The 21,383-nt window shown below is 46.8% G+C and carries 18 protein-coding genes; 7 read left to right on the top strand and 11 right to left on the bottom strand.

Annotated elements, in window-relative coordinates:
• Positions 1-48 precede the first annotated feature (48 nt).
• Positions 49-3,801, bottom strand: coding sequence for a peptidoglycan-binding domain-containing protein (locus Q7S83_03440; GenBank protein MDO8467162.1), 3,753 nt, complete (start codon positions 3,799-3,801; stop codon positions 49-51).
• A 348-nt stretch (positions 3,802-4,149) separates the two neighbouring features.
• Entirely contained in the window at positions 4,150-4,791 is a 642-nt protein-coding gene (locus Q7S83_03435; GenBank protein ID MDO8467161.1) for a DeoR family transcriptional regulator, read from the bottom strand.
• 26 nt (positions 4,792-4,817) lie between these two features.
• Here Q7S83_03435 and Q7S83_03430 point away from each other — a divergent pair, with 26 nt between their 5' ends.
• Positions 4,818-5,663: a UTP--glucose-1-phosphate uridylyltransferase gene (locus tag Q7S83_03430; GenBank protein ID MDO8467160.1), complete on the top strand. Its 846-nt coding sequence runs from the start codon at positions 4,818-4,820 to the stop codon at positions 5,661-5,663.
• On the opposite strand, the gene Q7S83_03425 is transcribed toward Q7S83_03430, so the two are convergent.
• From Q7S83_03425 to Q7S83_03415, 3 genes are all read right to left on the bottom strand, one after another.
• Positions 5,625-6,155 carry a hypothetical protein gene (locus Q7S83_03425; GenBank protein MDO8467159.1) on the bottom strand — a complete coding sequence of 177 codons (531 nt, stop codon included), beginning with the start codon at positions 6,153-6,155 and terminating at the stop codon, positions 5,625-5,627. The genes Q7S83_03430 and Q7S83_03425 overlap by 39 nt on opposite strands.
• 124 nt (positions 6,156-6,279) lie before the next feature.
• Entirely contained in the window at positions 6,280-8,895 is a 2,616-nt protein-coding gene (locus Q7S83_03420; GenBank protein ID MDO8467158.1) for an AAA family ATPase, read from the bottom strand.
• Between the two features lie 49 nt (positions 8,896-8,944).
• Positions 8,945-10,162, bottom strand: a complete 1,218-nt coding sequence (locus tag Q7S83_03415; GenBank protein MDO8467157.1) for a cysteine desulfurase family protein — start codon at positions 10,160-10,162, stop codon at positions 8,945-8,947.
• 43 nt (positions 10,163-10,205) lie between these two features.
• Between Q7S83_03415 and Q7S83_03410 the strand changes: the two genes are divergently transcribed.
• Both Q7S83_03410 and Q7S83_03405 read left to right on the top strand, forming a co-directional pair.
• Entirely contained in the window at positions 10,206-10,691 is a 486-nt protein-coding gene (locus Q7S83_03410) for a ribonuclease H-like YkuK family protein (protein ID MDO8467156.1), read from the top strand.
• 1 nt (position 10,692) lies between these two features.
• Positions 10,693-11,259, top strand: a complete 567-nt coding sequence (locus Q7S83_03405) for a ribonuclease H-like domain-containing protein (protein MDO8467155.1) — start codon at positions 10,693-10,695, stop codon at positions 11,257-11,259.
• A gap of 45 nt (positions 11,260-11,304) precedes the next feature.
• On the opposite strand, the gene Q7S83_03400 is transcribed toward Q7S83_03405, so the two are convergent.
• The 4 genes from Q7S83_03400 to Q7S83_03385 form a co-directional block, all read right to left on the bottom strand.
• Positions 11,305-11,763, bottom strand: a complete 459-nt coding sequence (locus tag Q7S83_03400) for a hypothetical protein (protein MDO8467154.1) — start codon at positions 11,761-11,763, stop codon at positions 11,305-11,307.
• 62 nt (positions 11,764-11,825) lie between these two features.
• Entirely contained in the window at positions 11,826-12,611 is a 786-nt protein-coding gene (locus Q7S83_03395; protein ID MDO8467153.1) for a tetrahydrofolate dehydrogenase/cyclohydrolase catalytic domain-containing protein, read from the bottom strand.
• 34 nt (positions 12,612-12,645) lie between these two features.
• Positions 12,646-13,998 carry a phosphomannomutase/phosphoglucomutase gene (locus tag Q7S83_03390; GenBank protein ID MDO8467152.1) on the bottom strand — a complete coding sequence of 451 codons (1,353 nt, stop codon included), beginning with the start codon at positions 13,996-13,998 and terminating at the stop codon, positions 12,646-12,648.
• Positions 13,995-14,570, bottom strand: a complete 576-nt coding sequence (locus Q7S83_03385) for a hypothetical protein (protein MDO8467151.1) — start codon at positions 14,568-14,570, stop codon at positions 13,995-13,997. Before Q7S83_03385 ends, Q7S83_03390 begins: the two co-directional genes overlap by 4 nt.
• A 48-nt stretch (positions 14,571-14,618) precedes the next feature.
• On the opposite strand from Q7S83_03385, the gene Q7S83_03380 reads away from it, so the two are divergent.
• Together Q7S83_03380 and Q7S83_03375 are read left to right on the top strand one after the other, a co-directional pair.
• Complete coding sequence (locus Q7S83_03380) at positions 14,619-15,344, top strand: hypothetical protein (GenBank protein ID MDO8467150.1); 726 nt, start codon at positions 14,619-14,621, stop codon at positions 15,342-15,344.
• 47 nt (positions 15,345-15,391) lie between these two features.
• On the top strand, positions 15,392-17,530 hold the full coding sequence (locus Q7S83_03375) for a DNA translocase FtsK (GenBank protein MDO8467149.1): 2,139 nt from the start codon (positions 15,392-15,394) through the stop codon (positions 17,528-17,530).
• 64 nt (positions 17,531-17,594) lie between these two features.
• Here Q7S83_03375 and Q7S83_03370 read toward each other — a convergent pair whose 3' ends face one another.
• Positions 17,595-18,260 (bottom strand): hypothetical protein, encoded by a 666-nt coding sequence (locus Q7S83_03370; GenBank protein ID MDO8467148.1) that lies wholly within the window; start codon positions 18,258-18,260, stop codon positions 17,595-17,597.
• A 343-nt stretch (positions 18,261-18,603) separates the two neighbouring features.
• Between Q7S83_03370 and Q7S83_03365 the strand changes: the two genes are divergently transcribed.
• Positions 18,604-19,248: a helix-turn-helix domain-containing protein gene (locus Q7S83_03365; GenBank protein MDO8467147.1), complete on the top strand. Its 645-nt coding sequence runs from the start codon at positions 18,604-18,606 to the stop codon at positions 19,246-19,248.
• A complete protein-coding gene (gene recA / locus Q7S83_03360) occupies positions 19,238-20,275 on the top strand; it encodes a recombinase RecA (protein MDO8467146.1) in 1,038 nt (345 codons plus the stop codon). The genes Q7S83_03365 and recA overlap by 11 nt, the downstream gene beginning before the upstream one ends.
• A 39-nt stretch (positions 20,276-20,314) precedes the next feature.
• On the opposite strand, the gene Q7S83_03355 is transcribed toward recA, so the two are convergent.
• Positions 20,315-21,361 (bottom strand): phosphatidylserine/phosphatidylglycerophosphate/cardiolipin synthase family protein, encoded by a 1,047-nt coding sequence (locus Q7S83_03355; GenBank protein MDO8467145.1) that lies wholly within the window; start codon positions 21,359-21,361, stop codon positions 20,315-20,317.
• Between the last annotated feature and the right edge of the window lie 22 nt (positions 21,362-21,383).

The following is a 21,383-nucleotide window of genomic DNA, read 5'->3' as shown; positions in this document are numbered from 1 at the left end:
ACCCCCCTTGCGGGGGGTTTTGATTCACTAAGCGGGTCTCAAGTCCCGTTAGAGAGTTAACACTTCGGTGGCGCCGTTGTCGGAGTTAGACAGGCCCGGAACTAAGAATCCGTTGAACCAATCGTAAGACGAAATGCCCTGCGAGGTGTTGGTAGAGTTACCGGACCAGATGAAGTCATCATTATCCCACGCATCCACAATAGAAGCCGTGGTTGCGAAGACATAACGACCCGTGGACCAGTTGTCGTGACCATTGGTGAAGTCTTTATCTTCACCAGTTGCATCCGCGCCGAAGTCAGTAGAATCGTTCAGCGAAGCGAAAGTTGCATCGCCATCCATTCTAACAGTGATAGACGGGGTGTTGGTTCCACCAGTTACGTCCGCCTGTAAGACGAAGTATTTGGTTTCACCAGCAGCCAATCTAATAGCTTCAGCAGTAGAACCCTGTGTAGTGTCAGTCGGGTTGAAGCGAACGCTAACGCTCGGGGAAGAGGAGCTATATGCACCTTCATTGGTGTTGTTAAGACCCAACTTGTCGTGCGAAGCATTGGCCAAACCTCCCTGGTTCAAGAGACCAGAGTTATCAAACGTATTGCAAGAAGCAACCGAGAAAGCTGCATTCTCATAGCAATACAGATCGAAGTTGGTCACCCTATAAGTCGAAGCTACTTTTTGACCATCAGTCTCTTGAGAGCTAAGGGTGCTAGTAGCAATCGCAAAGGTCATCTTGTACAAGCTCACACCATTACCACCAGACGGAGCTGTAACCTTAAATCGGTACAGTGCCTGATTGGAGGAATTGGAGAACGTGTTAGAAGCCAAGGCTTCTTTAGACACCGTCGGGATAGCCCGAGCGATTCTAGCGCCATTGGAACCAGTGTCAGATCCACCAGCGCTAATAGTAGTGCCGGAAGAAAGACCTACACCAATTGCACCAAGGTTTGATTCATCGGAGCTATTGGAAGCGTCATAATTGACGTTGACCAAGTGGCCCGGACGAGCCGACAAACCAGTGCCGATGTTGCCGATATCGCCTTTAGCGGTAATCAGCACCTGACCATCTTTCGGAACAGTTACTCCGGAAAGGGTGGCGGTAGCATAATCGCTGGCAGTGAAGACAACTTCACCAACTTTCAAGGCGCCAACCCACAAAGTGACTTTAGTTAAGTCGCTCGGAGTGCTGGAACCGTTTACAGCAGAAGAATTGGTAGAAGTAGCTAACTGCAAGCCAAGAGTGTCTACGCGAACCGATTCATTGGTAGCGTTCAAGCGGAAGACTGCCAAGATGTTATCAGTGGAACCGGATTGGGCCCATTTTAGAGACGGGCTCGAAGCATCCAATACCAAAGACAATGTTCCGGAAGTCGCGGCAATTACGATGCGGCCGTTATCAGCGGTGATTGCATCCGAACCGTCAACGGTTTGACCTGAGGTCATACCGGTGGAGTTGATGGAAGCATCTGCATCAGCAATACCCCAATTCCAATAATGTCCAGAGGCAGCGCCGGAAACTAAGTTGCACTTCATAGACAAGGTCTTAACGGTGCCTTTTGCAACGATTAAGCTCGAGTCAAAGCTGAAGGTCTTAGCTGCACCGGTAGAATCGCTGTTGCTCGGATTGACGATGTTGCCTCCGGTGTTTAACGCGGTAGCGCCATCGAATAATTGGCAATTGGTCAAATCATCAGCGGCGTTAGCCGAGCTGAAGGTTAACAACAACTGCATAGCATTAATGCGAAGATCTTCACCAGAACCGCTAGCATCTAACACATACTGTGTGAACGTATATCCAGAGGTGCCGGAAACCACGGTTTGCGCGGTAGAGCTAGCAACGCCCTGCTGGGTATCGGACGACAAAGTAATGCTCAAAGAAGCAGCCTTCACCGTCATCGTGCTCATAGTAACAGCGCTCGATGGGGTTGGGGTGATGGTTACCGCGGAGGTTACACCACGAACAGTGGTCCAATCAGAGTTTGGAGTGGTGGAAGCAGCGATTGTATCGTTGGTTCCAACATCGGTTCCGACTTTACCTTTCAAGGTATAAACCATACGGCCAGGCTTGAAGGTAACGGTGTCGGAGAAGCGGATAGCATTATTGCCACCAGCCACAGCGTCAACCGGACCCGCAACTACCTTTCCGTTTTCATCAACCAAAGTGATATTGGTGATGTCATTGGTATCAACATCGGTTTGAGACGTTGACTCAATGATGCTCAAGTCAAAGTTCATCGCAGCGACAGTGACATCTTCACCCTTAACGTCTATCAACAAACCACCCAAAGGCTGGTTGGAAAGGTTGACGGCAACGTTCTGGGATCCGACAGTCGGCGCGTTTTGAGCGCTGATACTGCCTGCGCCAATGTGAACCTGATAAGCGTCAAAACGAGGCTCGGCGTCTTGTATTTCGCCGTCATCATCGTTATCAGCTGCGATTTCTGTACCCGATGGCAACAAAGCGTAGCCATAGGTTAAGCCGACAACTTGAATGTCAGAGTAGCGGAAGAGGTCAAAGTCAACGGTACGGGCGGAACCGCCAGCAACATCGCCTTTAATGTAAACTTCCTTGCTCAAACCTTTTTCAATCTTCAAACCGGCTCCGAATTTGGCAACATAGTCTTTGCCATCGGTGCTGGTGACGTCATAAGTAGTACCGTCAAGCACAACTTTGACGTTGGTCAAATCAGCCAAACCAGCCGAACCGGATTGGTTCCACTGAATTGCTTTTACCAAAACATCTTCGTTAGTGCCGGCATTCAACCGCAAACCGGAGAAGGTATATCCCACGGTTCCGATTTCTTTCGTCAAGCCGGAGCCTGGATCGAAAGCGCCGCGAGCGATAGTCATGCTACCGATCGCCAACGTGCTATTTACTGTGTGAGTCGCGCCAGTCATCGGGAATGAAGCGTTAACGGCGGTAGCTCCTTCGGTTTCTACACCGACTAAGCTCAAGCTAACCAATTGACCATTGTAGTCATTTTGATCGCTATCGGAATCACCAGCCAAGACGATGGTCCTGGTTTGACCCGCTTTAACAACAACTTTCTCGGTCAAGCGTAGTCTGTGGTCAGAACCAAAAGTTTTGGACGGACCAAGACGGAGACCTGATTCATCAGTAGCGATAACGCCAGAGAAGGCGGCATCACTACCCTGACCAGTCCTTTCAACAACCATAGCTTTAACGGTTACATCGCCATCAGCCGAAGCACGCAACGTGAGTTTCGTGAATGGGCGGCTAGCAAATGATTCGCCGAATAAGCCGTTGGACGGTTGATCGGAAGCTAATGTGACTGTCAATCCAGAACCAGAAGGAACTGGGGCCGGAGTGCCAGGAACTGGAGCCGGGGCCGGAGCTGGGGCCACGACAGCCAATGATGCATATTTAGCTCGAGAGATGCGTCCAAAATATCCAGCAGCCGGAGCAACGCCGTTAGCGGCCTGCCATTTGGCAACAGCCGAAGCGGTCAATGCACCGAAGTAGGATGTTTCGTTTCCAATGGAACCTGGTCCACTGGTTGATACTTTATGTCCAGTGCTATTCAAGTATTTCTGTAAGCACATTACATCATCTCCTCTTACTCCCAAGGTGAGGTCTCGGGTGAAAGAGCAGAGGGCGGTGCTAACAGGGCTCGAACTAGCTAACTGGGATTGTAGCGCAGCAATCTGAGCTAACAAAGCATCGATTTGAGCTTGCAAGCTGGTCTGCGCGTGAGCGACAGGTACCAACATTGAGAAGCCCGAAAGTGATGCGACGGTCGCCACCGAAATGGCAATCGAAGCAAATTTCTTTGTTATATTTCCCATGTTTAATTTATTTTACCTTTAACTTAATTGTTTTTATTACTGACTAAAAGATCGTTTCCTGTTCCTTCCGACGCGCTAGTGCGCGCAAGAATCGACCACGGACCGAAAATCAATCTTTTCTTTGTTTCAAGCTGACATAGGACTTATAAGTCTTATAGGACCTATAGGTCTTAAGTAATTACTGGGAGTTTTTTACTTGTGAGGAATAAAAAAACTCTCCCGATGTGGGAGGGCTGGTAAGGGCTACAACATTTAAATATTGAAATATTTAAACATTAAAAGCCTTCGTAAATGACCCAGCCTCACACAAAGTCATTACCTAGATATAACGAGGCTATTTTCGTTTTATTACGCCCCATTTTTGACCGAATAGTAGCTACCCGGACCACCACTACCGACACGCTCTATTAAGCCTTGGAGACATAGCTTTTGGAGGTCATATCTCATAGTCCGCTCACTGATTTCCGGGAATGCGGCAATGATATCTTTAAGTGCTGCCTGGTTGTTGCCGGATTGCCGAATCTTATCCAAAATTGCCGATTGCCGGATTGTTGCCGAGAATCCATTGCTATTGCCGTTATTATTTTCAGAAACAGGCAAAGAATCCGGCAATCCGGCAGATGGCCGTATATCGGCAAAAGTTTTTGCCGAATAGCTTGCCGCATTATTCGCCTTTTCAAAAATCCTGTCTAGATTCGGCAATCCATCTATGCCCAATGATTGCCGCATTGCCGCGTTAACCGCTTCAAGCTCGCCAGAAATAACCTTAGAGTTAACCGGTTCGATTTCATAGAGAGATTGACCAATCTTCAGCATCGCATCAATAGAAGATGATGTTTTCAACGCCAAGTCAAAATCCTCCGAGGTGGCGGCTTCCAGAAACCTGAAAGCCAACTTCTCAAGGTTCTGCTTTAGTTGCTGACGACGAATCTGCGCCGCCACCCGCAATAAGGCATAACAGATTTCGGTAGATTTTTGATTAACAAACATTAGAAATTATTCTATACTTCCCAAATATGGAAGTCAAAAAAGCCATCTTGCCGGTTGCCGGATTAGGGACCCGAGTAATGCCCCTGACTCTACATCAACCAAAGGGAATGATTGGGATTGTAGACCGACCGATTATTCACTATGTCATAGACGAAATCGTAGCCGCCGGAATCAATCATATTATTTTGGTGACCGGGCCAAATCAACCGGAGTTCAAAAAATACATCACCCATTTGGAAAAAGATCCCAGCTGGAAAACGCTGGGAATAAAATTTGATTTCGTTATACAAGAAAAACTGGCCGGAAACGGCGACGCGGTATATCTGGCTCGCCAATTCATAAAAAATGAGCCCTTTTTGGTTTGTTTCGGCGACGACCTGCTGGCTGACAAAATTCCGCCTCTAAAGAACTTAGTAGACCAGTTCAAAAAGGCTAATGCCCCGATAGTAGTGGTAGAATCGGTCCCTCCGGAGCTGGCCTCCAGCTACGGCATGGTTAAGGTGGCGCCCGATGGGCAGTATGAGGACCTACGACTAATCGAGGATATTGTGGAAAAACCCGCCCAAGGCCAGGCGCCGTCAAATCTGGCAATTATCGGCAGATACCTTTTAACTCCGGAGATTTTCGAAGAATTAGAAAAATTATACCCATACACGGGCAAAGAAATCCCCCTAGCAGACGCGCTAAGAAGCTATGTGTCTAAAGGAGGCTCAATTTATGCCTGGGAGTTCCCTGGTAAAAGGTTTGATGCGGGATCCAAAATCGGGATTTTAAAAGCGCAGGTATATTTTGGCTTGAAGCATAAGGACTTCGGGCCCGAGTTCAGGGAATACCTAAAATCCCCAGGAGGAGAAGGCGAAAATAGCGACTAAAAGAACAAGAAAAATACTAAAAGACGCAAGAATGTGTCTTTTAGTCAGGCCTTCCCGTAAATACTGGTCGCAATAGGACACGGCCGTAGCATAGAAGAGAATCGCTAAATTAGCAGAGCTAACGAAGCCGATTGGTAAAAAATCGGCAGCCCAGGCAATTTGTGAACCTAAAAATGCGACCAACCAGAAGACAATCCTCTTCTTGAGAAAATCCTTGGATAAAAACAAGAGGACTGCGAACAATAAGGGCAATTTCCACCAAAAATGACCTTGATTGTAGTAAAAGTACATAAGAAAGGCCGGATAGGCCAAAGCGAAGTTCAAAAATACCCTCCAACCATCTCTGTTAATCAGGACTAAATCCTTAATTCCCACCAGTATATAGAAGAGCGCCGAGAAATATACAATTGCGAACAGGAAATCAATCGAATCAGTAAATGTGTGGCTAAATACAATTGAGCTAGCCAATAACACAACAAAAGTTCCGGCCATCTCAAACGTCCTAAAAAATGGTCGGGTGTATAAAACCCAGGCAGCCACAAAAAATACAGATAACGAAAATAGGCTGAAATCGCCTAGTTTTGCCAAAGCAAAAAAACCGGCGAAAACAGCCGCCTTAAACGCTAACGCTGATTGAGGACTTAGAAAAACCGATTTTAACTTTGTCACCATCTTTAATTTCCCCGCCGATTATCTTGTCGGCAAGCTTATCGAGAATAGTTTTTTGTATTAACCGTCTAATCGGCCTAGCTCCGTATTCCGGGTCAAATCCGTTCTCAACTATATACTTTTTAGCAGCCACGTCTACATTAATGATGATACTGCGCTCTTTTAGCCTTTCTTTCACCTGATCAATCTGCAAATCAACAATCTGCTCAATCTCTTTTTTTGTTAAGGTATTAAAAATAATTGTTTCATCTAAACGATTCAGAAATTCCGGTTTAAAAGTCCGCTTTAAAGATTCGCTGACTTTAGAGCGTAATCCCTCCTCTTGAGACTCGTGAGCGGAGTCTCCAGAAGAAGAAAACCCTATGTTCGACATTGCCTTGAAGTAATGACTGCCCACGTTGGAGGTAAGTAAAATAATGGAATTTTTAAAGTTAATTACTCGGCCCTTGCTGTCCGTTAACCGTCCGTTATCCAAAATTTGTAGCAGAATATTAAACACCTCCGGATGCGCTTTTTCTATCTCATCAAACAAAATCAGACTATATGGCCGATGCCGCACTAATTCAGTCAGCTGCCCGCCATCCTCGAAACCAACATATCCCGGCGGCGATCCGATTAAACGCGCAACCGAATGTTTCTCCATATATTCAGACATATCTATGCGAATTAGGGACTTTTCATCGTTAAACATAAACTCCGCTAGGGCTTTAGCGAGTTCAGTTTTTCCGACTCCGGTCGGCCCCAAGAACATAAATGAGCCGAGAGGGCGATTTTCATCGGAAAGCCCTGCGCGGGCACGCCGCAAGGAGCTAGCCACGGCCTTAACGGCAGCTCCCTGCCCGATAACCCGACCCTGTAAAGCCTCTTCAATTCTTATCAATTTTTTTGCCTCAGATTCCAACATCCGACTCACCGGAATGCCCGTCCACCGAGCCACCACCGCAGCAATATCTTCGGCATCCACCTTCTCTTTGATGAATCCGGACGATTTAGCGTGTTTTTTCGTGAAGCTCTTATAATCTTTCTCGGCCTGCGGCAAGCTTCCATAAACAATTTGCGCAACTCCCTCCAAATCGCCCTCTCGCTCGGCTAATTCAGCCTGTCGTTTCAAATCTTCAATTTTTTTCCTTAGATTATGTAAATTTTCAAAAGTAATTTTTTCCGCATGCCAAGAGGCCGATAGATCATCGTTCTTTTCCTTCAACTTACCCACCTCACCGTCGATAGTCTTCATCCGACTCTTATTTTTAACCGAACTCTCTTGAGAAAGCGCTGAACGCTCAATTTCTCGGCGGGTAATCTCTCTACGAATCTTATCCAATTCAATCGGCAGACTTTCGGTTTCCAGACGTCGCGCCGCAGCGGCTTCGTCAATCAAATCCACCGCTTTGTCGGGCAAAAAGCGATCTGTGATATATCGAGCAGAAAGATTCACAGCCGCTCTAATAGCCTCGTCGCTAATCTGCAACCCATGATGCATCTCATATTTTTCTTTTAAGCCACGCAAAATAGAAACCGCATCTTCCGTGTTCGGCTCTTCAACCATAATCGGCTGAAACCGGCGCTCTAAAGCCGGGTCTTTTTCAATATGACGCTGATATTCCCGAATAGTAGTGGCGCCGATTGCATGCAACTCACCACGGGCGAGCGGTGGCTTGAGAAGATTAGAAGCATCAATTGCCCCTTCTGCGGCGCCGGCTCCTACTATCATGTGTATCTCATCAATAAACAGGATTAACCGGCCGGCAGAGTTCTGGATTTCCTTCACGAAGGCCTTCAAACGATCTTCAAACTCACCACGGAACTTAGTTCCGGCGATTAATGAACCCAAATCCAACATAATAATCTCCTTATCCTTCAGAGTCTCCGGCACATCACCGGAAACAATCCTCTGGGCTAATCCCTCAACGATTGCGGTCTTACCCACACCCGACTCTCCTATTAACACGGGATTATTCTTGGTTCTCCGACTCAAAACTTGAATTAAACGGCGCAACTCTTCCTGTCGGCCAATTACCGGATCCAACTTACCATCTCGAGCCCGATCAGTGAGATTAACTGCGTATTTTTCCAAAACTTGGAACTTACTTTCCGGCGTTTCATCGGTAATACGAGTAGAGCCACGTAGCTGCGCAAGCGCACGGAAAGCCAAATCCCTTTTCAAACCGAATTTCTCAAGCATTTTTTGCGCCGAAGAAGAAGAATCAAAAATACCCAAAAGCAAATGCTCGCAGGAGATATATTCATCTTTTTGAGAAATAGCGATCTTTCCGGCCCGCTCCAAGACCTGCATTAATTCCGGAGAAAGATAGAGCTGACCGACATTGGAAGCGGTGAAAATCTTTGGCATTTTCTTCATTTCCGCCTCCACTGAACGCAAAAAGTTTTCCACATTCAAACCTGCCTTAATCAGCATTGGCCTGACGAGAGTTTGCTCGTCTTGCAAGAGAGTATGCAAAAGATGCAAAACGCGGAATTCGCCGTGACTTCTCTTAGCGGCTAACTCTTGAGCATTTTGGAGAGCCTCTTGGGCTCGGATAGTGAATCTATTAAAAGAAGGCATTTTGATTTTAACGGATTATATCAATAAAAATACTAATTTTCAAGAACTGCTACCTATCCAATACTTTAATTATACCATCCCGCTTAGTTTTTATAAGGCTGGTACACGTAGCAGAAATTACGTAATCAATGTCATCCTTGCTGGTCTGTCTTCCGAGGCTGAACCGCAAGCTTCCAGAAGCGCGCGCCTCCGAAAAGCCCAGCTCCTCCAAAACATAAGACGCTTTAGCAACTCTCGCCGAACAGGCCGCTCCCGGCGAAACCGCAATACCCAATAAATCCAACTTAATTAACAAATCGTGAGCTTTTTGCTTTAGAAAATAAAGATTTAAATTATTAGGCAATCGGTCTCGCATTACTCCGTTTAATACCACCTTCTTCAAGCCAAGCGCTTTTTCCAGCTTCACCCAAAAATAATCCCTTAATTCTCCGATTCGCCTTGATTCTTTTTCCCGCAACTTATCGGCAATCTCCACGGCTTTCGCAAAGGCCACTATATACGGAACGTTGTCCGTGCCGGAACGCAAACCTCCTTCCTGGCCGGCTCCTGTAATTACCGGCTTCATTATCTCGCGGGCATTTTTTCCAGCATACAATAGCCCAATTCCTTTAGGGCCGTAAATCTTATGAGCCGACAAGGTCATCAAATCCACTCCCAAATTTTCTACCTGACAGTCTAGATATTGGAAAGACTGCGCGGCGTCAGTATGGAAAATAGGGAACAAGTCGCTCTTAATTTCCAATTTCCAATTTCTAATTTCTGCCGCTATGGCGGCAATCGGCTGGATTGTCCCAACTTCGTTATTAGCGTGCATTATCGAAACTAAGACCGTCTGATCGTTCAACGCCTCTTTGAACTTTTTCAAATTCACAAAGCCATTTTTGTCGACTGGAATAAAAATCGTCTCTACATTCAGCGACAAGGCTTGGCAGGTACTCAAAATCGACTCGTGCTCAATTGCTAGAGTAATAATTCTTGGCTTAGAAAATTTACGAGATGCCAATACTCCGCTCACTAACCCGCGAATTGCCAAATTATTTGCTTCGGTAGCCGATCCGGTAAAGATAATGTCTTCGTAATGAGCTCCGATAGATTCGGCAATGGCCTTACGCGACTCGAAAACCGCCCGAGAAGCCTTCTGACCAAAGCGATGCATAGAATGAGGGTTACCAAAAACTCCCCCTAAATATGGCTTCATTGCCTCCTCAACTCTGGGATCTACGGGAGTAGAGGCCGCATAATCAAGATAAACTTCTTTCATCTTCATATTATACTTGCCAAAACAGGCAAGAAAGGGTATTTTATAACCAATGAGTAAATACTTCAATAGCAGTCTCCCATTTTCAATTACGGCTGAACAAGTGGTTCAGCAAATTATTGATTTTATGAAAGATGATCGGCTCTCCGAATACCGGGTAACGATTGGCACGGACTCTCAAGCCAACATCGAACAAAAAGCCGACTTCGTTACTGCTATCGTAGTGCACCGCATCGGCAAAGGCGCCCGTTATTTTTGGACTCGAAGCGGAGAGCCGATAAAATTTCATTCTCTTCGCGACCGCATCACCAGAGAGGTGCTTATCTCGCTTGATTCCGCGAATCAGTTCTCGGAATCCTTGGCGGCTTTTAAAGACGCGCCAAAGTTTGATTTCGAGATCCACGTTGATATCGGACAAAATGGGGCTACGAAAGTAATGATCCAGGAATTAGTTGGAATGATCCGCGCCCACAATTTCGAAGCGAAAACCAAACCGGAGAGCTACGCCGCTTCAAATGTTGCGGATAAACACGTATAAAATGGATAAATTGGTCATAGATATCGAAACTAAAAATAGCTTCGCCGACGTAGGCGGGCAAAGTAATATCGATAAATTGGAGGTCTCCTTTGTAGGAGTTTATTCCTACAACCAAGATAAATATCTTTCTTTTTTTGAAAATGAATTAGACAAACTCGCTGTCTTGATTCAAAAAGCCGGACTGATTATTGGATTTAGCATCAACCGCTTCGATCTTCCGGTGCTTGCCAAGCATTGCAAGTTCAATATTATGGCCCTCCCCCGGCTGGACCTGCTGGATGAGATCGAGTTGGCTCTCGGCCACCGGATCAGCCTGGACATGCTGGCCAAAACTAACCTAGGAATCGGAAAAACACATTCCTCTGGCTTGGAGGCTATCCGGCTATACAAAGAAGGAAAAATGGATGAGCTCGCCAGCTATTGCCTCAACGACGTGAAAATCACCAAAGAATTGTACGACTTGGCAAAAAAACAAAAACACCTAATGGTCCCGAAAAAATACACAGAAGAATTATCGAAGGCCGAATTCAACTGGCAAGAAGAATCCCTGCCGGCAACTCTTTTCTAGTATTATTCACAAATAAAAAAGCCCCGCGTACTGCGGGGCTTCCGGCTAATCGGGATGGTCGTCATCATGACCATGGCCACCATGCTCATCGTCATGGCCGTGACCGTGGTCATCATCATCGCCTCCCTCACCACCACCAGACTGACTCTGATCCTGATTCTGGCTCTGGGACTGGCTCTGCGACTGCTCCTGATTTTGCGTCTGACTCTGTGTCGCCGAGCTATTCGAGCTCGAAGAACTTGAGGACGAGCTGGAAACATTGTTCTCCACCTTGGTCTCGTTTCGATAGACCGGAGCCGGCTGGATTACTGCCGGAGGCGCCGGGTACCTCCCGCTATAAAGCGTGACGGAAACTCCTGCTTGCCAGCCCATTCCCTGATAATACTCATCATCCGTATTGCCGCTAACTCCGGCATATGGAGTCACGCTCCAATTCATGCCACCGCAACCGACGCACGAGACCACCACGAGCGCCATCAGCACTGCCGTGACCAAGCGAATCATCACTTTCTCCTTAAAAAAAGACCGTCAAGATAATAACCTACCTTGACGGTCCTGTCAATTCGCTACCAGCTATTCAGAAGGTAAAAGTTGTAGAACATCGAAACGGTCAGGATCGTCCCGGTACCGCCTCGGGCCGGTACATATATTCCGACCTTTCCTGCTTCGGGATGTTTTGAATCGAAATCTCCCGGATAGCCGAAATCGATTACATGCGCCCCGGCTTTGAGTATTGAAGGAGAAACCAATTTGGGAACTCCGGCGCCGAGAATCACAACGTCTGCGTCTCTCAAGCCATCCAGCGAGGTTTTGCTGTTATAAACTTCAACGCTATGCCCCCACATACGCAAATACTTAGCGATGGGCGCCCCAATCAACAAGCCGCGCCCGACAACTGCTACCTTCTTTGGTGGGCCATTTCGCGGATGATAGCCATCATTAAATTCTTTCCAAATCTCCGAAACAGTCCGAACGGCCGGTGGCTCACTAACCTTATTTCCGGGATTGAGCACATCAACGTCCTTCCGGATCGGAATCGCCAAAAGAACTTTTTCACGATCAATATTCTTCGGCAAAGGCAAAACCAAAACCACGCCGCCAACGTCCTTATCGGCTGATAACCGATCCAAATCAGCAATCAACTCTTCTGTCGTAGCATTAATCGTCTTGAAAAGGGTTCTGGTAGAAATCGCCAAATTGGAAGCAAAGTTATTAACTTCCGCGACAAATCCATCGCTAGCCGCGTCATCATTCACGGGAACAATAATCGCAAGCTGCTTATTTCGCTTTGGAGACGCCCGCAAATAGTCGATGACTCCTTTAACTACGGCGTGGCCATATAGGATCTGCATTCCGCCTCCTCGCTATAAAGTTGCTAATCAAATCCTATAGAAGCTCTTTAATCTCCGCAAGTTTTGACCGCAAAACTTCTTCGTTTTTCGCTTCCATCACTAAACGCAAAAGATTTTCCGTGTTTGAGGGACGCAACGCAAACCACCATCCGCCGACTGGCGGACCAAATTCCATTTTTAATCCGTCCAATTTAGAAACACGCTCGGCGACAGAACTATATTTTCCCTCAACCATCGCCATAGCCCTTTCCTTATCTGCTACCTCAAAATTAATTTCTCCGGAACGGTGGAATACGGGCAAACCATCGAGCCAATCAGAAAGTTTTTTGCCGTTCGCCTTCATTTTCGAAACTTCGTTTATTAAATAAACTGCCGCCACAACTCCTGAATCAAAATATGATTCTCCGAGCGGAAAAAAATAATGGCCGGAAAATTCTCCGCCAAAATTAGCTTTCTTTTCTTTCATTGTTTTCTTTATAAAATAATGCCCAACCCGTGATTCAATAAGTTCCTTTTTTGATTTACCAAAAAGCTCCTTCGCGAGATAACCCACGAGAATATTCGCCACGGCGGGACCGGGGAAATTATCTGAAAGCAAAAACAAAACCGCATCCGCCGGCACCTCCCGTCCCAAATCATCAACAAAAAAAGCCCTGTCGCCATCCGCGTCGAAAATAACTCCCAAATCCGCTTTAGATTTCAAAACTTCCGATTGTAATTCTTGTAAAGCGCCTTCGGCTAAAGGATTTGGCCCATGCGCCGGAAAATCCCCGTCCGGTTCTTGATTTATAACTTCTGACTTTAAACCTTTAACTTTTAACTTTTCTATCACCATTCCCGCGGTCCCATTAGAGCAATCAAAAACCACACTCATCGGCTTGGCCAACTTAATCTTGCTACTTAAAAAATCGACGTAAGGCTTTAAATAATCCATCCCGTTAGAAACAGCCCGCCCCAAAGCCCCTCCAGGGCGCGCAAGCGCGGGCGCGGTTTCTAACGGGATCCATTTTAATATTTCTGAACCGCTTATAACCTCCCCTTTCCCATTCACAACCTTCAGCCCGTTAAACTCTTTCGGCGCATGCGAAGCAGTCACCATTACTCCTCCGGCAGCCTTCAATCCATTTGCCAGGAAGTAAAACATCGGGGTAGTGCAGGTCCCGACATCTTCAATATCAAAGCCACGCCCTCGAAAAACCTCCCGAATTGCCTCATATATAGAAGATGAACTTAACCGGGCATCGCGACCCAGAACTATCTTTCCGGCGGAAAACTGATTGGCCAAGGCCTCCGCGATCCGACTCACCGCCGCCTCATTTATCTCTTCCGGGTAGCGGCCGCGCACATCATAAGCTTTAAAAATTGATTTATTTATATTGAGGCTCATAAAAAATGCACGAGTAATTCATCCCAAGAAGCAATTTTTTTATGCGCGAAGGGCAACTCTCCAAATTTACCGAATCGGTCAAATAAAAACTTTTCCGGAACAGCAGTTAGCTTTTCCAAAACACTCGGCTGATCATCAACGTAAAAGTTTATTCCCAATCGAATGGCGTGCTCATTCTTTTCTTCCGGCTTATGCACAAAAAAAGCATTCCCTTCATTGAAATAAGTCGGCCAGATTCCATGCTTTTTCAAAAGACCGATTGCCAATTCTGCGTTGCGCCGCCGGGAAATCAAAAAATACGGCACGCCCGAGGCTTTTACTTTTCCCAAGCCCTCCTTCGCCCCCAGAACTAAATCCGCACTCAAAGCCACTTCGGGATTATCGTATAAAAGCGGCCGGATTTCCTTCAATATATCTTCGGGTACGACGCTCTCGATAAAATCCGCCGGAGTGTCTTCCGGCTTCAGATCAATCCCAAACTTTTTGGCGATTCTTATTTTATTGGCGGTGTTATCAATGATTACCCCATCCATATCAAATCCAATTATTTTAGTTCGTACTTCCTTTGCCATTGTTTTTATATTATCCTTTAAAACAGCAAATTGAAAAGAGGAGGCTGGATGAAAAATGAAAACGTCTACGAAGAAAAGGCCCGCAAAATTCTGGACTACCTGAAAACGGACATCCGCCGCAATCACAGCTTTCTGCCCCGCCCGTTCTTCATTGAATTCACCGGCTCCCCCTCCGCCGGCAAAACCACCGCCATTAAAGAAATGGACAAGTTTCTCCGTCTTATGGGCTTCCGAGTCCTGATGCCCCAAGAAGGCGCAGAAGAAATTCGCCACATCGAACGCACTACTCCTCTCTACAACATTCGTACCGGCCTATACGCTCTCACGAAACTCATCGATTTTGCCGCCGGTCATCTCTACGACGTGGTCATCTTTGATCGCTGCATCTTCGATGCTTACTGCTGGATGATGTATTGGCGGGAAAAGCAAAAACTTTCTGAAGCAGAAATGGCGATGGTGCAGCAATTCTTCCTTTCCAGATTCTGGACTAGTTACATCGACCTTCCTATTTTTGTAGTCTGCAATCCGGAAGAAGCGATGCGCCGTGAGCAAAGAATTTCCGTTAGCAAGAAAATGGGCCAAACTTCTAATCCAGCTACGATTGCAACACTTGTGAACCGCTATCGCACCGCCTTTAACCAGCTTAAACCCGATTACCACCAGTTGCAGCTTCTAGACACCACCAAGATGAGAGAGCAGGCGGTAATAGAAAAAGTAACCGGCATGATTCTTGAGATGATGGAAAAGAAAGCCTCACAATCAGCCACCCAATAAACGGGTGGTTTTTTAATTTCTCATTCATTTCCGCTATAATGATATTAATGTCTAAGAGGGACAAGAAAAAAAATATTGACCGCATCCATCCGGAAACCAAAAACAGCATCTTAGCTGTTATTTTAGTAGGCGTCGCCATACTTTTACTTTTGGCCTCTTTCCATAAAGCCGGCCCCGTTGGTGAATTCGTTTATATGATTTTAGAAAAACTCTTCGGTTGGGGCTATTACCTGCTTCCCACTATTTCTCTATTAGTAGCCGGCACATTTCTTCTGGCCAGGCAAAAAATCTTTCTCGCAAATAGCATTATCGGGGCATCTCTATTCATAATCTCCGGCTTGGGCCTAATGGACATTTTACTCGATGGCAAAGGCGGGATGGCCGGCAAGCTGGTTGGCTTCCTCCAAGTTCCGTTCGGCTACACCGCATCTATAATTTTGGCATTCGTTTTGTTGGTCACCTCAATTTTGGTTACTTTCAATGCCTCGATTAAATTCTGGAGGGTCGGGAAAGAAGAGCAAAACAAATCAGCCGAGCCGGAAGCCGATGAAGAGATAGATGAAGTAAAAATTGCCGATATGCCCGACGCCCCCAAAACAAAAAAGGAGGCCGCCGATGAAGACGAGGAAGAATCAGAAAAAGACGAGGAGGAAATGGAGTCGAGGGTTGTGGGCGCTTCCGTCGCAACTGCTGCCGCTAAAAAAGCCTCCCTAAAAATAAAAGAATACGGAAATTACGTTCCTCCGCCCGCCTCACTTTTGAAATCTTCAGTAGAAAAACCAACCTCGGGAGATTTGCGAGCTAACGCGAATATAATCAAGCGCACACTCGATAGCTTTGGAATCCCCGTGGAAATGGGCGAAATTAATATCGGCCCGAAAGTTACCCGCTATACCCTCAAGCCGGCCGAAGGAGTTAAAATTACAAAAATCCTAGCCTTGAGCTCCGACCTTTCCTTGGCCTTGGCCGCTCACCCAATCCGCATTGAAGCCCCGATTCCGGGAAAATCTTTAGTTGGGATTGAAGTGCCGAATAAATCAGCGGCTATTGTGCGCCTCGGAAGTCTTATTTCTTATCCGGAATTCAAAGAGTCTGGACCGTTGGCCTTCGTCGTAGGGCGTGGCGTTAGCGGAGAGCCAATAATGGCCGACATCGAAAAAATGCCTCACCTTTTAATTGCAGGCGCCACCGGCAGCGGCAAAAGCGTTGGAATCCATGCATTAATCATCTCGCTTCTATATAAGAACTCTCCAGCCACACTTAGATTGGCGATGGTAGATCCGAAGCGCGTAGAACTTTCCGTCTATGGCGGCCTGCCCCACCTGATTGCGCCAGTAGTTGTAGAAGGTAAAAAATCTGTAGGCTTGTTCCGTTGGGCTATTAAAGAAATGGAAAATCGCTATGAAATCCTGCTAAATGCCGGCGCCCGCGACATCCGCTCCTACAACCAAAAAAATTCTCCGCCTCTTCCCTATCTGGTAATGATTATTGATGAGTTGGCCGACCTGATGGCGTCTTACGGAAAAGAAATTGAAGGTTCAATTGTGCGCCTAGCCCAGATGGCGCGCGCTACCGGCATTCACTTAGTAGTTGCTACTCAGCGTCCGTCGGTAGAAGTAGTCACCGGCTTGATTAAAGCCAACATCACTTCCAGAATGGCTCTACAAGTCGGCAGTCAGGTAGACTCCCGCACAATTTTGGATATGGCAGGCGCGGAAAAACTCTTAGGAGGAGGCGATATGCTTTTCATCTCTTCGGAATTCTCCAAACCCAAGCGTATCCAAGGCGCCTACGTCTCCGAGGAAGAAATTAAAGCCGTAGCTCAATTCATTGAAGAAAATAACGAATTAGCTGATATGACCGCCGATATTCCGGAGGGGAAAATTATGCCGATGAAAAATGAGCCGATAGATTTTCTAGATGGTATGGATGATGACGATGGAACCGACGACGAGTTGTATCAAGAAGCATTGCGCGTGGTCACTGAAGCGCAGAAAGCTTCCGCCTCGCTCCTCCAGCGCAGATTGAAAGTTGGCTATGCCCGCGCCGCCCGCCTATTGGATATTATGGAAGACAAAGGCGTAATCGGCCCCGGAGACGGCGCCAAACCCCGAGAAGTTTACAACGATGCCCCCGCGGCTCCTTCTGCTAGCGGAACCCCGGAAGACCCGAATTCTTTGGTTTAATTTCTCCTAAATTAAAATGCCCTCATGAAGCTAGCTTCATGAGGGCGCCCAAGTGTCCAAGGGCCTAAGACCTGCGGACGGCGAGGAAACGATAGTGGCCGTTCCAATCGTAGCCGCACCAGTAGAGATAGAGCTTCCGATCGTCGTTCCAGTACAGATACGGCACGTAGCGGTAGCCGTACGAGTCCCGCCAAGGATTCCTGAGCCCGACGATCGGATACTGCTTGTGTTCGTCGGGATGGGCCAACTGGTAATGGAGGAGCGCCTTCAAAGAGGCCTGTTCGAAGCCATCACGCTTCATCTCGGCGATCACATCGTCGGAACTCATGTTCCGACCGAAGTGATACATCTTGCACTCCAGCACTTCCGTGCCGCCCGTCTTCTCCTTGTTGAAATGCTTTTCCGTGATGTCGGAGTTGACGTAGCTGAACCCGGCTTCACTGATGAGCTGCGAGATGGGCTTGTCGTAGTTCACAATCAGGGATTTGGACGCAGTATGTTCAGACTTGGGATTCTCAATCCGAGCAAGTAAAGTCTGAATCGCTCCTCTGGATTTCAAGATCTCGCTGGCAACCTTCCGAACTTCCGTCTCTGCTTTCGCGAGTTCCGCCTCCGCGCCTTTCAGCACCGACATCGCCAGCTCTTTTGAAATTGAGCCTTCCAACTGCGTCTTCAATTTCTTCACTTCTTCCTGAAGCGACATCACCACTCCCGCCAGCTCCGCTCCCATGACCAAGCTCCTTTCTTTGGGGTTCCTGTTAAAGTGCGAAATTCACTTTCGCAATTATAGCACACCTAGACAGAAATTGCAACTGTTTTAGCCAAAGCGAGCGAAGGTTTTAGTCCAAGGTAAATCGAGGGAAATAACCTTTAAGGAACATCTCGGAGGCGGTTGAGCTTGGTCCGTTCGTTATTATGTCGAACGGACAACCGCCGAGAGAGAAGAAAACCCCGCCGTTGGAGCGGGGTTATTCTGTGTCCGAAAAGGTTGTTTTCCGAGATCCTTGGGGTAGGAAACCGAGTGAGAAGTTAGACAAAAGCTGAATGAGCCCTTATAATGCGAGGGCAAAGCGATGGAACAAAAAACTCTCAAAGATATTATCTTAGAAAAAATCGACGCCAAGGGGTTAAATTTTGAAAAGATTTTTTTGCTGACCGGCGTTCCTAAGCATTATTTAGATTACATCTTCGCCGGTGAGTGGCACCGCCTCCCCGCCGCTCCCTACACCCGTGGATATTTACAAAAAATTGAAACGGCCCTCGAGTGCGGGCAAGGAGAGCTTTGGGAGTTATACAAAGAAGAGGCAGAAATTCGCTCTTCCGGCTCCACCGACAAGCTTCCGGAAAATAGGTTCGCCATTAAAAAAGCAAAGAAAAATTGGATCTGGCCGGTCGCCATCGGCAGTATCGTCTTAGTTTACCTGGCCATCAACGCCACCCGTCTCATCGGCATCCCGCCTCTGGATATCCAAAATCCCCTAAGCGCCACAGTAATCTCCATCTTCCCGACTTATGAGCTGCGTGGAGCCATCAGCCCCCAAGACAAAGTGTTTGTGAATAATGAAGAGGTTTTCATCGACAAAGACGGGCGATTTCAAGAAAATTACAACCTGCAACCCGGCCTCAACACTTTTGAAATTCTAGCCAAGCGTTTCCTCGGTCGGGAAACCAAAGTCGTGAAACAAATCATTTACCAATTACCAACTAATGACAAATAAAAAAGAACTGGAAGAGAAAGAGAAGGAAGGGGAAGAAAAAAAGGAGGGGAAGAAGGAAGGAAAAAACGAGCTGGATAGCCTACTCGCGTCTTTGCAAGAAAAATTCGGTGAAGGAGCGATCATGAAGCTGGGGGACGCGAAAAAACTCAACGTAGAATCTATTCCTACGGGTTCTTTTTCATTGGACTTGGCTCTAGGCGTAGGCGGATTGCCGAAAGGTAGGATTATTGAAATCTATGGGCCTGAATCTTCCGGTAAAACTACCTTGGCGCTCAACGTAATCGCTCAAGCTCAAAAAAGAGGCGGGAAGGCGGCATTTATCGATGCCGAGCACGCCATGGATCCGCAGTACGCAGAAAAATTAGGCGTGAAGATAAAAGAACTGCTCATCTCCCAACCCGACAACGGCGAAGAGGCTTTGAATATCTTGGAAAGCCTAGTCCGCTCGGGAATTATTGATGTGGTAGTGGTGGATTCCGTGGCAGCGCTTACCCCGAAAATAGAAATTGAGGGCGAGATGGGCGCTCAATATATGGGCTTGCAAGCGAGAATGATGTCCCAGGCCCTTCGAAAACTGACCGCTATCTCCGCAAAATCCAACACGATGGTTATTTTCATCAACCAGCTCCGAGAAAAAATCGGTATCGTCTTTGGCAATCCCGAAACCACACCAGGAGGCCGAGCTTTAAAGTTTTATTGCTCAGTCCGCATAGATGTTCGGAAAGAAGCGGTGATTAAAAAAGGCGAAGACGTCGTAGGTAACCGCGTCCGCGCTAAAGTAGTAAAAAATAAAGTAGCGGCGCCATTCAAGCTGGCTGAATTCGATATTATGTACGGCTCGGGAATGTCTTATGAAGCCGATGTCGCCAACGCCGCTTTAAAATATGGCGTCATCACAAAAGCCGGAGCATCTTACAGTTTTGAAGGAGAAAAGTTGGGAGTGGGAATCGAAACGGTAAAGGCTCGTTTAGTTGAAGACAAAAAGCTTCTGCACATAATAGAAAATAAAGTCCGCGCGGTCGCCTAGCAAATAAAAAACCCGCAGTACTGCGGGTTTTTTATTTATCTACAAAATTGGATAGATAAAAGAGACGAGGTATTCAAGAATTTTATCGTACCAGCGTCGCTGGAATCCTGCCGCTGAAAATTTCACGGACTGTGTTTTCCATTTATCCAAAATATTTTTCAAATCTCCCACCATATCCTTTCTTTGAAAAACTACACTCGCCTCCAGATTAAAATCGAAGCTCTGCGCGTCCATATTATTGGAGCCGACCAATCCTTCGTGATCATCCACTAATAAAACTTTGGCGTGATTCATTTCCGGCATGATAAAAAAATCAATCAAAGGGCTTAGATTCTTTAAAATATACCGATGCGCCAACTGAACGAGCGCGTGGTCGGTATCGCCGGGCATAATCACCTCAATCTTCACCCCTCGTTTAGCGGCCTTCTTCACAGCGCCGAAAAGCCAGCGCTGCGGTACAAAATAAGGAGTCACGATAGTAATTTTATTTTTCGCCTCAGCGCATTTCTTTTTATAAAAATTAATCAACGCTCGACGCCCATGGAACGGCCACCGCTCAAGCAGCCAAGTTTTGGCCTTGTACAACGAAGCGTCCACTTTTTTAAACTTCCACTTCCTGAATTTTAAAACCTCCTCGTCTCGCCCGCCGGAGAGATAATAAATCTTGGCAAACGAGCTACGTAACCGCTTCACAAAAACTCCTGTAACCCGCAGATGCAAATCCAACCAGTCAGCATATTCGCCACGCAGGTTCACGCCCCCAATAAAACCAATCTCTTCGTCCACAATCAAAAGCTTTCTATGGCTATGATTAATCCAGCGATTAAAAATTAAAACCTCCACGCCGGCGGCCGCGAAGGCCTGCTTGTCTATAGTGCCAAACCAAAAACTACCAGCCCGATCGATTACTATCTTTACTCGGATTCCGTGCTTGGCCTTAGTTTTCAATACTTCTAAGAAATGATGTGTCTCTGGATCATCGGTGAGAATAAAGCTTTCCAGATAAATTGACTTTTGAGCGCCGTTAACCGCCTCAAGCATTGCCCCCCAAGCTTTGTCGGATTTTGTAAAAAATTTATATTTCATCGAATTAAATTAGCGTCCGCAC

The sequence above is a fragment of the bacterium genome (genome assembly GCA_030646995.1).
Classification (GTDB): domain Bacteria; phylum Patescibacteriota; class Minisyncoccia; order UBA6257; family WO2-44-18; genus JAUSKF01.
This window is presented reverse-complemented; position numbering and strand designations above follow the sequence as displayed.

Excerpts from the sequence above, each read along its gene's own strand:
- Q7S83_03440 (MDO8467162.1), bottom strand. The coding sequence starts at position 3,801 with ATGGGAAATATAACAAAGAAATTTGCTTCGATTGCCATTTCGGTGGCG.
- Q7S83_03435 (MDO8467161.1), bottom strand. The coding sequence starts at position 4,791 with ATGTTTGTTAATCAAAAATCTACCGAAATCTGTTATGCCTTATTGCGG.
- Q7S83_03430 (MDO8467160.1), top strand. The coding sequence starts at position 4,818 with ATGGAAGTCAAAAAAGCCATCTTGCCGGTTGCCGGATTAGGGACCCGA.
- Q7S83_03425 (MDO8467159.1), bottom strand. The coding sequence starts at position 6,155 with ATGGCCGGAACTTTTGTTGTGTTATTGGCTAGCTCAATTGTATTTAGC.
- Q7S83_03420 (MDO8467158.1), bottom strand. The coding sequence starts at position 8,895 with ATGCCTTCTTTTAATAGATTCACTATCCGAGCCCAAGAGGCTCTCCAA.
- Q7S83_03415 (MDO8467157.1), bottom strand. The coding sequence starts at position 10,162 with ATGAAGATGAAAGAAGTTTATCTTGATTATGCGGCCTCTACTCCCGTA.
- Q7S83_03410 (MDO8467156.1), top strand. The coding sequence starts at position 10,206 with ATGAGTAAATACTTCAATAGCAGTCTCCCATTTTCAATTACGGCTGAA.
- Q7S83_03405 (MDO8467155.1), top strand. The coding sequence starts at position 10,693 with ATGGATAAATTGGTCATAGATATCGAAACTAAAAATAGCTTCGCCGAC.
- Q7S83_03400 (MDO8467154.1), bottom strand. The coding sequence starts at position 11,763 with ATGATTCGCTTGGTCACGGCAGTGCTGATGGCGCTCGTGGTGGTCTCG.
- Q7S83_03395 (MDO8467153.1), bottom strand. The coding sequence starts at position 12,611 with ATGCAGATCCTATATGGCCACGCCGTAGTTAAAGGAGTCATCGACTAT.
- Q7S83_03390 (MDO8467152.1), bottom strand. The coding sequence starts at position 13,998 with ATGAGCCTCAATATAAATAAATCAATTTTTAAAGCTTATGATGTGCGC.
- Q7S83_03385 (MDO8467151.1), bottom strand. The coding sequence starts at position 14,570 with ATGGCAAAGGAAGTACGAACTAAAATAATTGGATTTGATATGGATGGG.
- Q7S83_03380 (MDO8467150.1), top strand. The coding sequence starts at position 14,619 with ATGAAAAATGAAAACGTCTACGAAGAAAAGGCCCGCAAAATTCTGGAC.
- Q7S83_03375 (MDO8467149.1), top strand. The coding sequence starts at position 15,392 with ATGTCTAAGAGGGACAAGAAAAAAAATATTGACCGCATCCATCCGGAA.
- Q7S83_03370 (MDO8467148.1), bottom strand. The coding sequence starts at position 18,260 with ATGGGAGCGGAGCTGGCGGGAGTGGTGATGTCGCTTCAGGAAGAAGTG.
- Q7S83_03365 (MDO8467147.1), top strand. The coding sequence starts at position 18,604 with ATGGAACAAAAAACTCTCAAAGATATTATCTTAGAAAAAATCGACGCC.
- recA (MDO8467146.1), top strand. The coding sequence starts at position 19,238 with ATGACAAATAAAAAAGAACTGGAAGAGAAAGAGAAGGAAGGGGAAGAA.
- Q7S83_03355 (MDO8467145.1), bottom strand. The coding sequence starts at position 21,361 with ATGAAATATAAATTTTTTACAAAATCCGACAAAGCTTGGGGGGCAATG.